Origin of the sequence: Alcaligenes sp. WGS1538 (assembly GCF_043187505.1) — a bacterium.
Taxonomy (GTDB): Bacteria; Pseudomonadota; Gammaproteobacteria; order Burkholderiales; family Burkholderiaceae_B; genus Alcaligenes.
Genome location: NZ_CP171109.1, coordinates 3,777,980 through 3,792,204 on the forward strand (window position 1 = coordinate 3,777,980; position 14,225 = coordinate 3,792,204).

The 14,225-nt window shown below is 66.2% G+C and carries 11 protein-coding genes; 9 read left to right on the forward strand and 2 right to left on the reverse strand.

Going from position 1 to position 14,225, the window contains the following annotated elements; genetic code table 11:
• Window positions 1–4: 4 nt before the first annotated feature.
• Together ACF3ND_RS17630 and bcsE are read right to left on the reverse strand one after the other, a co-directional pair.
• Window positions 5–184, reverse strand: coding sequence for a hypothetical protein (locus ACF3ND_RS17630; RefSeq protein ID WP_394062808.1), 180 nt, complete (start codon window positions 182–184; stop codon window positions 5–7).
• Window positions 181–1,755 carry a cellulose biosynthesis protein BcsE gene (bcsE, locus tag ACF3ND_RS17635; RefSeq protein ID WP_394062810.1) on the reverse strand — a complete coding sequence of 525 codons (1,575 nt, stop codon included), beginning with the start codon at window positions 1,753–1,755 and terminating at the stop codon, window positions 181–183. Before bcsE ends, ACF3ND_RS17630 begins: the two co-directional genes overlap by 4 nt.
• A gap of 298 nt (window positions 1,756–2,053) precedes the next feature.
• On the opposite strand from bcsE, the gene ACF3ND_RS17640 reads away from it, so the two are divergent.
• The 9 genes from ACF3ND_RS17640 to ACF3ND_RS17680 all read left to right on the forward strand — a co-directional run bounded on the left by ACF3ND_RS17640 (window position 2,054) and on the right by ACF3ND_RS17680 (window position 14,126).
• Window positions 2,054–3,481, forward strand: coding sequence for an NAD-dependent succinate-semialdehyde dehydrogenase (locus ACF3ND_RS17640; protein ID WP_394062812.1), 1,428 nt, complete (start codon window positions 2,054–2,056; stop codon window positions 3,479–3,481).
• A 101-nt stretch (window positions 3,482–3,582) separates the two neighbouring features.
• The gene (locus ACF3ND_RS17645; protein ID WP_394062814.1) at window positions 3,583–4,242 is read left to right on the forward strand and encodes a TetR/AcrR family transcriptional regulator; all 660 of its coding nucleotides are present in this window, start codon (window positions 3,583–3,585) and stop codon (window positions 4,240–4,242) included.
• Between the two features lie 47 nt (window positions 4,243–4,289).
• On the forward strand, window positions 4,290–6,638 hold the full coding sequence (locus ACF3ND_RS17650) for an acyl-CoA dehydrogenase (RefSeq protein WP_394062816.1): 2,349 nt from the start codon (window positions 4,290–4,292) through the stop codon (window positions 6,636–6,638).
• Window positions 6,635–7,930, forward strand: coding sequence for an acetyl-CoA C-acetyltransferase (locus ACF3ND_RS17655; protein WP_394062818.1), 1,296 nt, complete (start codon window positions 6,635–6,637; stop codon window positions 7,928–7,930). The genes ACF3ND_RS17650 and ACF3ND_RS17655 overlap by 4 nt, the downstream gene beginning before the upstream one ends.
• Window positions 7,927–9,867 (forward strand): 3-hydroxyacyl-CoA dehydrogenase NAD-binding domain-containing protein, encoded by a 1,941-nt coding sequence (locus ACF3ND_RS17660; RefSeq protein WP_394062820.1) that lies wholly within the window; start codon window positions 7,927–7,929, stop codon window positions 9,865–9,867. Before ACF3ND_RS17655 ends, ACF3ND_RS17660 begins: the two co-directional genes overlap by 4 nt.
• 126 nt (window positions 9,868–9,993) lie before the next feature.
• Window positions 9,994–11,307 carry an OmpP1/FadL family transporter gene (locus ACF3ND_RS17665; protein WP_394062822.1) on the forward strand — a complete coding sequence of 438 codons (1,314 nt, stop codon included), beginning with the start codon at window positions 9,994–9,996 and terminating at the stop codon, window positions 11,305–11,307.
• Window positions 11,308–11,316: 9 nt separating this feature from the next.
• Window positions 11,317–11,835: a PaaI family thioesterase gene (locus ACF3ND_RS17670; protein WP_394062824.1), complete on the forward strand. Its 519-nt coding sequence runs from the start codon at window positions 11,317–11,319 to the stop codon at window positions 11,833–11,835.
• Between the two features lie 20 nt (window positions 11,836–11,855).
• A complete protein-coding gene (locus ACF3ND_RS17675) occupies window positions 11,856–12,428 on the forward strand; it encodes a chalcone isomerase family protein (protein WP_394062826.1) in 573 nt (190 codons plus the stop codon).
• Between the two features lie 21 nt (window positions 12,429–12,449).
• Window positions 12,450–14,126, forward strand: a complete 1,677-nt coding sequence (locus ACF3ND_RS17680; RefSeq protein WP_394062828.1) for an AMP-binding protein — start codon at window positions 12,450–12,452, stop codon at window positions 14,124–14,126.
• Window positions 14,127–14,225 lie beyond the last annotated feature (99 nt).

A 14,225-nucleotide genomic window follows, 5' to 3' on the forward strand; every position in this document is an offset into this window, starting at 1 on the left:
TTCTTCAGCGACCCTCGTCCTGCCCCTGGGGCCGGTAGACACCCCTGCTCCGCAAATAGCGGGCAGGCATGAAATTCAGTTTGAACCATAATGAAAATCCAAGCAGAACTCGCCAGAAGGGGCGGCCAAGGAACAGGCCCAGCACGAACGCCGCCATGGCGATGGCCACGAACAACTGCGTCATGACAGCTCTCCCGAGGCAAGCTTCAGGCTGTAGCGACGCACGCTCCAGGCTCGTTCCGCATCCTGGCGGGCTGCCGGCCCCGGCCCGGAGACAAGATCCGGCGCATCGATCGACTCGTCGGGCTCCTGCAGGCCCTGGTCCAGTTGCTGGCGCAGGTTCTGCAATTGAACCTCGATCTGTGAATGGCTCGAATACACACGATGCTCAACAAAAATATCCGTGTAGGGAAGCCGAAACACGTTCGCCAGAGCCAGTTCGACCAGGTTGGGACGGCAGCCCAGCAAGAACAAATACACAACACCGCCCACATGGCAGGCGACATCGCCGTTACGACGCATGATGAGCTGGGTCATGACCTGGGACGTGTTCAGCCCGGGCACGGGCTCCAGAGCCACCAGCACGGCCGCACCGCCGGGCTGGACCAGCAAGGGCAGGCTCCGGTGCACATAATCGAGAAAGGCGGAAGGAGAGATCATGCCCTTTACCTCGACAGGCGCGCGCCTTTTCAGGACCTGCTCGAGGTCCTCGGGCAGGCTGCGCGTGTACGTCTGTCCCTGGATGCTTTCCAGGAGACTGAAGAAACGGGAGATATGCGTATCGGCCGGGACGAGCAAGGTGGCCCCGCAGGCATGCAGGATCTGATCGTCCTGATAACGCAAGGTCCGCCGCGTTTCCCTCACGACCAATTTCAGGTCCGGGCCGCGTTGCTTGCGCAAGTTGTACAGCTTGCGCGCCAGATCCTCCACCTGGGAAACATGATCCAAGGCAAAGACCACCGTGGCATGCGTGGCGCGCAGCGCCTGCTCGTACACCTGCTGCGCCGTAGCGTGGACCTGCCAGTCCTCGGCCATGAAAACCGGTGTCCCTTCCAGCACCGGCTCCTGCAGGATGCATTTCTGTTCGTCAAGCACGCCGCCGACTCCCGGGGCCTCATGCGCAGACTGCAAATCCCTCCGTCCCGTGTACCGCCATCCGGCTACCGCTTGCCTTGCCAGACCCAACCCGGCCGGGCCGCAGACTCCTTCCGTATTACGCCAGAACGCAACCTCCCAGCGCGCGCCCGCCTCCAGCTCGACCAGGTGCGCTGCGCCGCGAACGTACTGGTTGAGCCTGCTCATGTGTTCCAGCACGGGCTTGGCGGCGGCTCCGGCCATGATCAGCATCAGGGTGCAATCGCCGGCCAGCAGCCAGTTCGACCAGGCCTTCATCAAGCGCCCGACATCAGGCAGGGCTTGCAAGGCATCAGCCGATACATCCGCCACGATGAGGCGGCCGCGGGGCCGCAACAGTTTGTCCAGATCGAGCGGAAGTTCAGCCAGAGCCCTGGGCGTCTGAGCAGCCCAGGCAAAGCCCCGCACTTCCGCGGCTGCGCCGGCGCGGGCCAGTTCGGCCATCAGTGCGTCCACCTGGTCGGCGACATCTATGAATACGGCGCGGCTGCCCCGGGGAAGGGCAAGAAAAGTCTGAGCGGCCAGGTCCCGGGTCTGACTGTGTCCGTAGACGCCCACGGCGTACAAGCCGCCGCGCTGCAGCTGCGCGAACTCGACAGGCAGGTCCACGAACGGCAACAAAGCCCCTACCTCCGCGGGCTGCAAGCCTTGGCTGGTAAGATGTTTTTTTTGTCTTAGCTTCAAGAAGCCCATGGACAGCCTTCAATCCTCATTCAGGATGTTCACACAGAGACACTGCACGACTATAAAAATATATGCAACACGATTTGCAAAAAAACAGTGTCCAACAATTTCAAAATTGTACGAAAACAATACTAAGTTTTATAAATAAATCGCGAAGTTTGCAAAACTTCACGGTCCGCCCGCCCCGTTCCATTCTTTTTCCTTATGCTATCGTCAACATCAAGTAGGAGACGACATGTATCCCGACCTGCACCTGTACATCAATGGTGAGTTCCTGGACGGCCAGGGTCGCAAGACCCAGCCCGTCATCAACCCCGCCAGCGGCGCGACCCTGGGCCAATTGCCTCTGGCCGGCCAGGCGGATCTGGACGCCGCCCTGGCAGCCGCGCAGGCCGCCTTCCAGAGCTGGCGCCACAGCTCCTCCATGGATCGCAGCGCCATCCTGCGCAAGGTGGCCGAATTGTCCCGCGAACGCGCCCAGGAAATCGGCCGCAACCTGACGCTGGACCAGGGCAAGCCGCTGGCCGAATCGGTAGGCGAGATCATATCCTGCGCGGATCATGCCGACTGGCACGCCGAGGAATGCCGCCGCATCTACGGCCGCATCATCAGCCCGCGCAATCCCAAGGTGCGCCAGATGGTGCTGCGCGAGCCCATCGGCGTGTGCGCCGCCTTCACGCCCTGGAACTTTCCCTACAACCAGGCCATCCGCAAGATCTGCGCCGCCATCGGCGCCGGCTGCACCATCATCCTGAAAGGCCCGGAGGATTCCCCCAGCGCCGTCATGGCCATCGCCCAGGCCTTCCATGACGCGGGCCTGCCACCCGGCGTGCTCAACATCGTCTGGGGCGTGCCGCAGGAAGTGTCGGACTATCTGATCCGTTCGCCCATCGTGCGCAAGGTCTCCTTCACCGGCTCGGTGCCCGTGGGCAAGCAGCTGGCCGCGCTGGCCGGCGCCCACATGAAACGCATCACCATGGAGCTGGGCGGACATTCGCCCGTGCTGGTGCTGCCCGACGCCGATGTGGAACGCGCCGCCCGCCAACTGGCCCGCTTCAAGATCCGCAACGCCGGCCAGGTCTGCATCTCGCCCACCCGCTTCTACATCCATGACGACATCTACGACGCCTTCGAACAGCGTTTCACGGAGGAACTGGCCAGCGTGCGCGTGGGCGACGGGCTGGACCCGGACACGCAGATGGGCCCGCTGGCGCACGAACGCCGCGTGCCCGTCATGAAGCAATTCGTGGACAATGCGCGCCAGCTGGGCGGCAAGGTGATCCTGGGCGGCGAGCGCCTGGAGCGCGACGGCTTCTTCTTCTCTCCCACGGTGGTCACCGACCTGCCCGACCATGCCATGCTGATGACCGAGGAGCCCTTCGGCCCGATCGCGCCGCTGACCCGCTACACGGATCTGGACGAGGCCATCCGGCGCGCCAACAGCCTGCCCTTCGGCCTGTCCGCCTACGCCTTCACCCAGTCGCTTCAAGCCGCGCACCAGCTGGCCAATGAACTGGAATCGGGCATGGTCAACATCAACCATTTCGGCAGCTCCCTGCCCGAAACCCCCTTTGGCGGAGTCAAGGACAGCGGCATCGGCAGCGAGGGCGGCGCCGAAACCTTCGACGGCTACCTGGTCACCAAGTTCGTCACGCAGATCTGAACCGCCTGCCCCCGGCCATACAGGCTAGGGGCAATCCCTACTGCACTTTCAGCGCACACCCGCTAGCATATTCAAACAAGCGTTTGAATCAGGGAGTGACGGTGAAACGTTCCGATCGGACCCGGTCCGCCATACTCGATGCAGCCGAGCAACTGTTCGCGCTGCACGGTCACGAAAACACCTCCATGCGCCAGATCACGGCGCAAGCGCGCGTCAATCTGTCCGCCGTGAATTATCACTTCGGCAGCAAGGACGGCCTGACCCAGGCGGTATTCCAGCGCCGCCTCAACGTCATCAACCAGGAGCGCCTGGAAAAGCTGGCCCATTACCGCAAGCTGGCGGGGTCTGGCCCGTTGAAGGCCTCGCAGGTGGTGGACGCCTTCTTCGGCCCGCTGATCCGGCTGGCCGGCTCGGGCGACGGGCCGAACCGCTCCTTCATTCCCTTGCCCAGCGGCGACCGGCCCGCGCCCCAGGACTTCATCCAGTCCATCTGCTGGGACGAACAGGTCGCCATCTTCCTGCCTTTCAAGCAGGCCCTGCTGGAAGCCCTGCCCATCGTGCCCGAGGAAGAAATCATCTGGCGCTTTCATTTCATGCTGGGCGCCACCTCCTACGCCCTGATGGGCACGCAATCGCTGCGCCGAGCCCTGCAGCTGCCCCTGAATGACGCGCAGGACGGCGGCCAGCAACTGCAGGAACGCCTGATGAGCTTTCTGCTGGGCGGCCTGCGCGCCCCCCTGCCGACCTCGCCCTCCGCCTGACGCCGGGCGGCGGCTCCACCCTCCAACCAGAGCTAGCCGGAGTCCCTATGTTTCTGACTTTGCTGTTGATCCTGATCCTGCTTGGCTGCGCCTACGTCCTGAAGAACCGGGAACTGCGCATCAAATGGCTGAGCCGCCCCATCTACCGGGCCTTTTCCCGCGTGCTGCCCTCCATGTCCCAGACCGAGCGCGACGCGCTGGAGGCCGGCACGGTCTGGTGGGAAAGCGAACTGTTCCGCGGCAAGCCCGACTGGAACAGGCTGTCCGCCTATCCGGCCTACCGGCTCACGGACGAAGAGCGCCAGTTCCTGGACACGGAAGTGGAGGCCGTGTGCGCCATGGTCGACGATTGGAAGCTGAGCCAGGAAGACTTCGACCTGCCGCCGGCCGTGTGGGACTACCTGAAGCGGAACCGCTTCTTCAGCCTGATCATCCCCAAGGAATATGGCGGGCGCGGCTTTTCCGCGCAGGCCCACTCGGCCGTGGTGGCCAAGCTGTCCACGCGCAATTCCGCCCTGTCCGTATCCGTCATGGTGCCCAACTCCCTGGGACCGGCCGAGCTGCTGCTGCACTACGGCACCCCTGAACAGAAGCAGCACTACCTGCCGCGCCTGGCGGACGGGCGCGACATCCCCGCCTTTGCGCTGACCAGCCCCTGGGCCGGCTCGGACGCCGCCTCCATCCCCGACGTGGGCATCGTCTGCAAGGGCCAGTGGCAAGGCCAGGAAGTGCTGGGCATGAAGGTCACCTGGGACAAGCGCTACATCACGCTGGCGCCCGTGTGCACGCTGCTGGGCCTGGCCTTTCGCCTGTATGACCCGGACGGCCTGCTGGGCGGGGAAAAAGACATAGGCATCACCTGCGCGCTGGTGCCCAGCGACCATCCCGGCGTGCAGACCGGCCGGCGCCATTTCCCGCTGAACGCCATGTTCATGAATGGCCCCACGCGCGGCAAGGATGTCTTCATGCCGCTGGAATTCATCATCGGCGGCCCCGCCATGGCCGGCCAGGGCTGGCGCATGCTGATGGAATGCCTGGCTGCCGGCCGCTCCATCTCGCTGCCGGCCTCCTTCACCGGCATGGCCAAGCTGACCAGCCGCGCCGTGGGCGGCTACGCCGCCGTGCGCACGCAGTTCCGCAGCCCCATCGGCAAGTTCGAAGGAGTGGAAGAAGCCCTGGCGCGCATGGCCGGCCATACCTACGCCATGGACGCCGCCCGCACCATGACGGCGGCCGCCGTGGACCTGGGCGAGAAGCCCTCCGTGGTCTCGGCCATCGTCAAATACCACATCACCGAACGCGGCCGCATCGTGGTCAACGACGGCATGGACGTGATAGGCGGCAAGGGCATCTGCCTGGGCCCGTCCAACTTCCTGGGCCGCGCCTACCAGCAGTTGCCCGTGGGCATCACGGTGGAGGGGGCCAACATCCTGACGCGCAGCCTGATCATCTTCGGCCAGGGCGCCATCCGCTGCCACCCCTACATCCTGGACGAAATGAAGGCCGCGCTGGATCCCGATCGCGAAGCCGGCCTGGACAAGTTCGACGGCGCCTTCTGGGCCCACGTGCGCTACACGCTGGCCAACACCGGCCGCTCGCTGTGGCTGGGTCTGGGCGGCTGGCGCCTGCTGCGCGCGCCGCGCGGCACGGCCGGCGCCATGCGCTCCTACTACAGCCAGGCCAGCCGCTACAGCGCCGCCTTCGCCCTGCTGGCCGACGCCTCCATGCTGGTGCTGGGCGGTTCGCTGAAAATGCGCGAGCGCCTGTCCTCGCGCCTGGGCGATGCGCTCTCGCAGCTTTACCTGCTCAGCGCCGTGCTCAAGCGCTTCCACGACGAAGGCCAGCAACAGGATGACGCCCCCCTGGCCCACTGGGCCGCCCAGGACGCCCTGCAGCGCACCCAGCAGGCCCTGGACGGCGTGCTGCGCAACTTCCCCAACCGACCGCTCGCCTGGGTCCTGCGCGTGCTGGTCTTTCCCCTGGGCACGCGCCGCCTTGGACCGGACGACAGGCTGGACCACGCCGTGGCCAAGCTGCTGACGCAAGCCGGCGCCACGCGCGACCGCCTGACCTACGACGTCTACCTGCCGGCCAACGACCAGGACCCGGTGGGCGCGATCGAGGCCGCCCTGCAGGCCACGTTGAACACGCGCGACATCGACGCCAAGATCCGCCAGTTCGAAAAAAGCGGACGGCTGGAAGCCGATCCCAAGGCCAATGTGCGCGACCTGGCCGAGGCCGTCTTCCAGGCCGGTGGCATCACCGCCCAGGAATACGATATGGTTAAGGCTCGCAATGCCTTGCGGGATCGGGTGATCGCCGTGGACGACTTCCCTTTTGACCTGCGCCCGGAGCCCGCCGCCCCCCGACACGATGAACGAGGAAGCCAGCCATGAGTTTCGAGCCTGTCTACATCATCGATGGCGCGCGCAGTCCCTTCCTGAAAGCACGCAACGCGCCCGGCCCCTTTTCGGCCGGCGACCTGGCCTTGCAGACCGGTCGCGAACTGCTGCTGCGCCAGCGCTTCACCGCGCCCCAGCTGAGCGAAGTCATCCTGGGCTGCGCCGCGCCTTCCGCCGACGAAACCAATATCGGCCGCGTGGTGGCCCTGCGGCTGGGCGCGGGGCACCGCGTGCCGGGCTGGACCGTCATGCGCAACTGCGCCTCGGGCATGCAGGCGCTGGATTCGGCCATCCAGTCCATCCAGACCGGCCGCTCCGACCTGGTGCTGGCCGGCGGCGTGGACGCCCTGTCGCGCGCGCCCGTGCTGCTCAGCGACGACATGGTCCGCTGGCTGGCCGGCTGGAACAAGGCGCGCAGCCTGGGCGCTCGCCTCAAGGCCCTGCGCGGCTTGCGCCCGCGCTACCTCAAGCCGGTCATCGGCCTGCTCAAGGGCCTGACCGACCCGGTGGTCGGCCTTTCCATGGGACAGACCGCGGAGAACCTGGCCCACCAATTCGGCATCAGCCGCCAGGACATGGATGACTATGCCGCCCGCAGCCACCGCCTGGCGCTGCAGGCCCAGCAGGACGGGGCCTTCGGGGAGATCGTGCCCCTGACCGATGCGCGCGGCAAGAACTACCCCCAGGACGACGGCGTGCGCGCCGACTCCACGCCCGAGAAACTGGCCAAGCTGCGGCCCGTGTTCGATCCGCCCTGGGGCAATGTCACCGCCGGCAACAGCTCCCAGGTCACCGACGGCGCGGCCCTGCTCATCCTGGCCAGCGAAGCGGCCGTGCGCGAGCACCAGCTCGAACCCCTGGGCCGCATCATGGACGTGCAGTGGGCCGGGCTGGACCCGGCCACCATGGGCCTGGGCCCGGTCTTTGCCGCCACGCCCATCCTGGAGCGCAACCGGCTCGGATTGAACGCGCCGGACCTGTGGGAGATCAATGAAGCCTTCGCCGCCCAGGTGCTGGCCTGCCGGGCCGCCTGGAACGACCAGGATTGGTGCCGCCAGCACCTGGGACGCGACGCCCTGGGCCTGCTGGACCTGGACAGGCTCAATGTGGATGGCGGAGCCATCGCCATCGGCCACCCGGTGGGCGCCTCGGGCGCCCGCATCGTGCTGCACTGCCTGAACGCGCTGCGCCGGCGCAATCTGCGCCTGGGGCTGGCCGCCATCTGCATCGGCGGCGGCCAGGGCGGCGCCATGCTGATCGAATCGCTGCAAGGAGTCCAATCATGACCCCGGTCCTCACGCTCGAACTGCAGAACTTCACCCTGTACACGGACGAACAGCACATCGCCTGGCTGAAGATCGACTGCGCCGGCAGCGCCGTGAACCGGCTGTCCGCCGACGTGCTCCAGGAACTGGCGCGGGCGCTGGACTACCTGAACGGCCATCCGCCCAACGGCCTGGTGATCTATTCGGGCAAATCCGCCGGCTTCGTCGCCGGCGCCGACATCGACGAATTCGCCGAGCTGGACAACGCGGAGAAAGGGCAAGCCCTGGTCACGCGGGGCTGGCGCCTGTTCAACAAGCTGGCCAAACAGCCCTACCCGACGCTCGCCCTGATACAGGGCCACTGCCTGGGCGGCGGCCTGGAACTGGCCCTGGCCTGCCGCTATAGACTGGTCGTGGACCAGCCCGACACGCGCCTGGCGCTGCCCGAGGTCATGCTGGGCATCTTTCCCGGCTGGGGCGGCATGAGGCGGCTGCCGCGCCTGATCGGGCCGGCGGCCGCCATGGACCTGATGCTCAGCGGCAAGAGCGTGGACGCGCGCAAGGCCGTGCGCCTGGGGCTGGCCGACGCGCTCGTGCCCACGCGGCTGGCCATGCAGGCCGCTGCCCAGCAGGTGCTCAGCGGCAAGCCCGAGCGCAAGGCGCGCGGCGCCGCCGCCCTGCTCAACCAGAAATGGCTGCGCCCCCTGGTGGCCCGCCAGATCCGCAAGCAGATCGATCGGCGCGACCCGTATCAGCATTACCTGGCGCCGCGCGCCATCCTGGAAGTCTGGGAAAAGCACGACGGCGACGCCCTGCAGGCACCCGAACTGATCGAGCGCCTGACCCAGTCGGACGTGGCCCAGAACCTGTTGCGCGTGTTCCATCTGCAAGAACGCCTGAAAGGCATAGGCAAGCGTACGGCTCACCCGGACATCGCCCGCCTGCATGTGGTGGGCGCGGGCGTCATGGGCGGGGACATCGCCGCGCTGTGCGCGCTCAAGGGCATGACCGTCACTCTGCAGGACCAGGACCGCGAACGCATCGCCCAGGCTCAGGGCCGGGCCGCCGCCTTGTTCCAGCGCCGCCTGAAGGATCGCCGCCTGGTCCAGGCCGCGCTGGACCGGCTGATTCCCGACCCCGACGGCCACGGCGTGCCCAGGGCCGACATCGTGCTGGAAGCGATCTTCGAAAACGCCGATGCCAAGCGCGCCCTGTACGCCGCCCTGGAACCCCGGCTCAAGCCCGGAGCCTTCCTGGCCACCAACACCTCCAGCCTGTCCCTGACCGAGCTGGGACGCAGCCTGCTGCAGCCGGACCGGCTGGTGGGCATCCACTTCTTCAACCCCGTGGCGCGCATGCCGCTGGTGGAAGTCGTGGAAAGCGCGCACCTGGCGCCGGACGTGCGCAGCGCCGCCTACGCCTTCGTGAACCAGATCGGCAAGCTGCCCCTGCCGGTGCAGGACAACCCCGGCTTCCTGGTCAATGCCGTGCTGGCGCCTTACATGCTGGAGGCCATGCGCTGCGTGGACGAAGGCCTGTCCCCTGCCACCGTGGACAAGGCCATGGAGCAGTTCGGCATGCCCATGGGGCCGCTGGAGCTGGCCGACACCGTGGGACTGGACATCGCCCGCGACGCGGGCGCGCAGCTCAGCGGCGAGGCCGTCCCGCCCGCCTGCCTGAGGCAGCGCCTGGACCGAGGGGAGCTGGGCCGCAAGACAGGCCAGGGCTTCTACACGTGGAAAAACGGCAAGGCGCAAAAGCCCCACGCCGGCACTGTGCCGCCGGGCCTGGCCGAGCGCCTGATCCAGCCGCTGATCGCCAAGACACGGGAGCAGGTGCATATCGGCGTGGTGGGCGACAAGGACCTGGCCGATGCGGGCGTCATCTTCGGCACGGGCTTCGCGCCGTTTCGCGGCGGTCCGCTGCATTACAAAGCGGCGCGGAAACAACACATTTAGCACGGATTGGCAAAACTACCTATACGCCGAACGGCCGGGGTCATGCACCATAGAAAACAAACAGGCGTTTTAAAACCTGCCCCTCGGCCGCTGCCACCAGCAGCACATACCAACTGGAGAAGACACATGAAAAAGACGGTTGTTGCTTTACGAACAATTCCCGCCCTGCTCATGGCGCTGGGCGCCAGCCAGGTCCATGCCGCCGGCTTCAACCTGCTGGAACAGAACGCCAGCGGCCTGGGCAACGCCTATGCCGGGTCGGCCGCCATCGCCGACAACGCCAGCACCATCTATTTCAACCCGGCGGGCATGACCCAGCTGCCGGGCGGCAACTTCTCCGCCGGCTTCAACGCCATCAAGCCCACATTCAAGTTTTCCGACGACGGCAGCACGCTGCCCCTGGGCCTGACGGGCGGCGCCCCCCGTCCGGCCACGGGCGGCGAAGGCGGGGACGCCGGCAAATGGGCGGCCGTGCCCAACATCTACCTGTCCTACCAGATACATCCGCAGTGGTGGTTGGGGCTGGGCGTGGGCGCGCCCTTCGGTCTGACCACCGAATACGACGAAGGCTGGGTGGGCCGCTACCACTCCGAGAAATTCGCCATCGAGACCATCAACATCAATCCGTCCGTCGCCTACAAGGTCAATGACCAGTTGTCCCTGGGCCTGGGCGTGAACTGGATGCACATCGACGCCGACTACCGCCTGGCCACGCCGGCAGGCTTCCATCCCCTGATCGGCCCCCTGGACCTGGACACCCGCGTCAAGATGAAGGGCGAGGCCTGGGGCTGGAACGCCGGCATCCTGTACCAGGCCACCCCCAGCACCCGCCTGGGCCTGTCCTACCGTTCGCAGGTCAAGATCACGCCGGACGGCACCACCAAGCTGAGCAACCGCAACATTCCGCCCGGCCTGCCCGCCCCCAACTTCAACTGGGACGCCGAAGCCACCATCAAACTGCCCGACACGGCCATCTTCAGCGTCGTGCACGACCTGAACACGCGCTGGCAACTGCTGGCCGACATTTCCTGGACCGGCTGGAGCAGCATCCCGCACCTGGAAATCGAGAACAGCGGCGCAGGCGCCCAGAACGCCGACCTGAAGCTGAACTTCAAGGATGCGTGGCGCGTCGCCCTGGGCGCCAACTACCATTACAACGAGCAATGGACCCTGAAGGGCGGCGTGGCCTGGGACCAGTCTCCCGTGCGCGACGAAAACTACCGGCCCACCTCCCTGCCGGACAGCGACCGCTACTGGGTGTCCATAGGCGCGCAATATCGGCCCACCAAGAACGCCACCCTGGATTTCGGCTATACCCACCTGTTCCTGAAGAACACCGACATCAACAATGATTCGGACCTGGCCAAGCGCGGCCTGGTGCGCGGGACCTACAAGAACAGCGGGGACATCCTGGGCGTGCAGTTCAGCTACCGCTTCTAAGGACGCGTCATGGCACGCAGCCGCCGCATGGAGCTGCTCCGGCGCCTGCCGCCGCGCTGGCGCTCGCGGCTGCTGCAGCTGGGCTTCAACTGGCATCCCGCCTTCCGGGCCACCGGCGGGCGGGTCCAGCGGGTATCGGCCGACCTGCAGCACATCGTGGTGCGCCTGCCCTTGCGCCGGCGCACCCGCAACATCGTGGGCTCGCTGTACGGCGGTTTCCTGTTCGCCATCACCGACGGCGTGCACGCCGCCATGCTCATGGCCGGCCTGAACCGCCCTGTCGTGGTCTGGGACAAGGCCGCGCAGATACGCTACCGCCGCCCCGGCTACCAGACCCTGTACGCGGACTTTCGCGTCAGCCTGCAGGAACTGGACGGCATACGCCGCCAGCTGGACCAGCATCACGAAACCGAGGCCACCTTCACGGTCGAGCTCAAGGACCCGCAAGGCCTGGTCTACACCATTGTGGAACGCACGCTGTACATCGCGGACGCCGACTTCTACCGGCAGAAATCAACATCACGCTGACTCCCCAGGAGGACCGCCTCATGTTCACCCATCGCTGTGCCGCCCTAGTCCTAGCCCTGAGCCTGGGCCTGCCCGCCGCCCAGGCCGCCACCGTCGCCGGCGTGACCGTGCCCGAGACCGCCGCCGTGGACGCGCAGACCCTGACGCTGAACGGCGCGGGCCTGCGCAAGAAAGTCATCTTCGACGTCTACGTGGCCGCCCTGTACACCGCCGCGCGCACCCAGGACGCCGACGCGGTCATCAACGACAGGCGCCCGCGCCAGATGCGCCTGACGCTCAAGCGCGACCTGGATGCGCAGACCCTGATCGACGCGCTCAAGGAAGGCGTGCACAACAATCTGGACGAACAGGAAAGGCGGGAGCTGGACCCCGCGCTGGCCCAGTTCGAGGAACGCATGCGCGAAGTCGGACAGGCCAAGGAAGGCGATCTCGTGCAATTGGACATGGACGCGCAGGGCGTGCAGATCGTATTCAACCAGAAGCCGCTGGGACGGGTCTCCCACCCCGACCTGGCTCCGGCGCTGCTCAAGATCTGGCTGGGCAGGAAGCCCGCCCAGGAATCCCTGAAGAAAGCCCTGCTGGGCCAATCGTGACCCGTCTGCCCGGAGCGCGCCATGGACAAGATCTGGCTACGACACTACCCGCCGGCCGTCCCTGAGTCCATCGAGGACCAGGCCCGGCAGTATCCCTCCCTGCTCTCGGTGTTCGAGCGCAGCTGCGCCGAATTTGCCGAACGCACAGCCTACATCAGCATGGGCCGGCGCATGAGCTATCGTGAACTGGAACAGCATGCCCTGGCCCTGGCCGGCTGGCTACAGCGCGAGGGCGTGCGCAAAGGCGACCGCGTCGCCTTGATGATGCCCAATCTGCTGCAATATCCGATCAGCCTCTACGGCGTGCTGCGCTGCGGCGCGACGGTGGTCAACACCAATCCCCTGTACACGGCCCGGGAGCTGCGCCACCAGTTGCAGGACAGCGGCGCGCAGACCATCATCATTGCGGAGAACTTCGCCCACGTCCTGCAGGAGGTCCTGCACGACACGCCTGTCAAGCGCATCATCGTCACCGGCGTGGGCGACCGCCTCGGGACGCTGAAAGGCTGGCTGGTCAACCAGATCGTGCGCCACGTCAAGAAAGGCGTGCCGCCCTGGTCCCTGCCGCAGGCCGTCCCCTTCAACACGGCGCTGGCGCAAGGCCGCGCCCGCCTGCCCGCGCCCGTGGAACTGGATCACGACGATATCGCCTGCCTGCAATACACGGGCGGCACCACCGGCGTGGCCAAGGGCGCGATCCTCACGCACGGCAATCTGGTCTCCAACCTGTGCCAGGCGCTGGCCTGGGTCCGGCCCTGCCTGAAACAGGACCAGATCGACTGCATCGTCACCGCCCTGCCGCTCTACCACATCTTCGCCTTCACCGCGAACTGCCTGGTGTTCCTGCGCCTGGGCGCCCAGAACCTGCTCATCGTCAATGCGCGCGACATACCGGCCATGGTCAAGGAAATGGGCAAGGTCCGCTTCACCGCCATCACCGGCGTGAACACCCTGTTCAACGCCCTGCTGAACAATGCGGACTTTCGCAAGCTGGATTTCTCATCCCTGCGTTTCACCCTGGGCGGAGGCATGGCCGTGCAGGAAGTCGTGGCGCAACGCTGGCTGCAGACCACCGGCAAACCCCTGGCCCAGGCCTACGGCCTGACCGAAACCTCGCCGGCCGCCACCATCAACCCCCTGGACAAGCAGGAGTTCACCGGCTCCATCGGCCTGCCCGTGCCCTCGACCGAACTGAGCATACGCGACGAAGAACAAAACGACCTGCCGCCCGGCCAGAACGGCGAACTGTGCATACGAGGGCCCCAAGTCACGCCCGGCTACTGGAACCGACCCGATGAAACCGCCAAGGCCTTCGACCGCGACGGCTTCCTGCGCACCGGCGACCTGGGCTATATGGACGAGCAAGGTTACGTCTACATACTGGACCGCAAGAAGGACATGATCCTGGTGTCGGGCTTCAACGTCTATCCGAACGAGGTGGAGGCCGTGGCCGTACAGCACCCCGACATCATCGAAGCGGCCGCCGTCGGCGTGCCCGACGAACGTTCGGGCGAAGCAGTCAAGCTGTTCGTCATACGGCGCAGTCCTTCCCTGACCGAAGCCGAGGTCATCGCGCACTGCCGCAAGAATCTGACCGGCTACAAAGTGCCGCGCCAGGTGGAGTTTCGCGAGGAGCTGCCGCGCACCAACGTGGGCAAGATCCTGCGCCGCGAGCTGCGGCCGCGCGATTCCGCCTGAACAGGCCGGGGCGTTTCAGGCCCTGCGGCCGCAGCGACGCAGGCACGCCCAGGGGGCGCAATGCCCCCTTCTTAATAACCGAAGTGCTTATAAACAAAT

Excerpts from the sequence above, each read along its gene's own strand:
- ACF3ND_RS17630 (WP_394062808.1), bottom strand. The coding sequence starts at position 184 with ATGACGCAGTTGTTCGTGGCCATCGCCATGGCGGCGTTCGTGCTGGGC.
- ACF3ND_RS17640 (WP_394062812.1), top strand. The coding sequence starts at position 2,054 with ATGTATCCCGACCTGCACCTGTACATCAATGGTGAGTTCCTGGACGGC.
- ACF3ND_RS17650 (WP_394062816.1), top strand. The coding sequence starts at position 4,290 with ATGTTTCTGACTTTGCTGTTGATCCTGATCCTGCTTGGCTGCGCCTAC.
- ACF3ND_RS17655 (WP_394062818.1), top strand. The coding sequence starts at position 6,635 with ATGAGTTTCGAGCCTGTCTACATCATCGATGGCGCGCGCAGTCCCTTC.
- ACF3ND_RS17660 (WP_394062820.1), top strand. The coding sequence starts at position 7,927 with ATGACCCCGGTCCTCACGCTCGAACTGCAGAACTTCACCCTGTACACG.
- ACF3ND_RS17665 (WP_394062822.1), top strand. The coding sequence starts at position 9,994 with ATGAAAAAGACGGTTGTTGCTTTACGAACAATTCCCGCCCTGCTCATG.
- ACF3ND_RS17670 (WP_394062824.1), top strand. The coding sequence starts at position 11,317 with ATGGCACGCAGCCGCCGCATGGAGCTGCTCCGGCGCCTGCCGCCGCGC.
- ACF3ND_RS17675 (WP_394062826.1), top strand. The coding sequence starts at position 11,856 with ATGTTCACCCATCGCTGTGCCGCCCTAGTCCTAGCCCTGAGCCTGGGC.
- ACF3ND_RS17680 (WP_394062828.1), top strand. The coding sequence starts at position 12,450 with ATGGACAAGATCTGGCTACGACACTACCCGCCGGCCGTCCCTGAGTCC.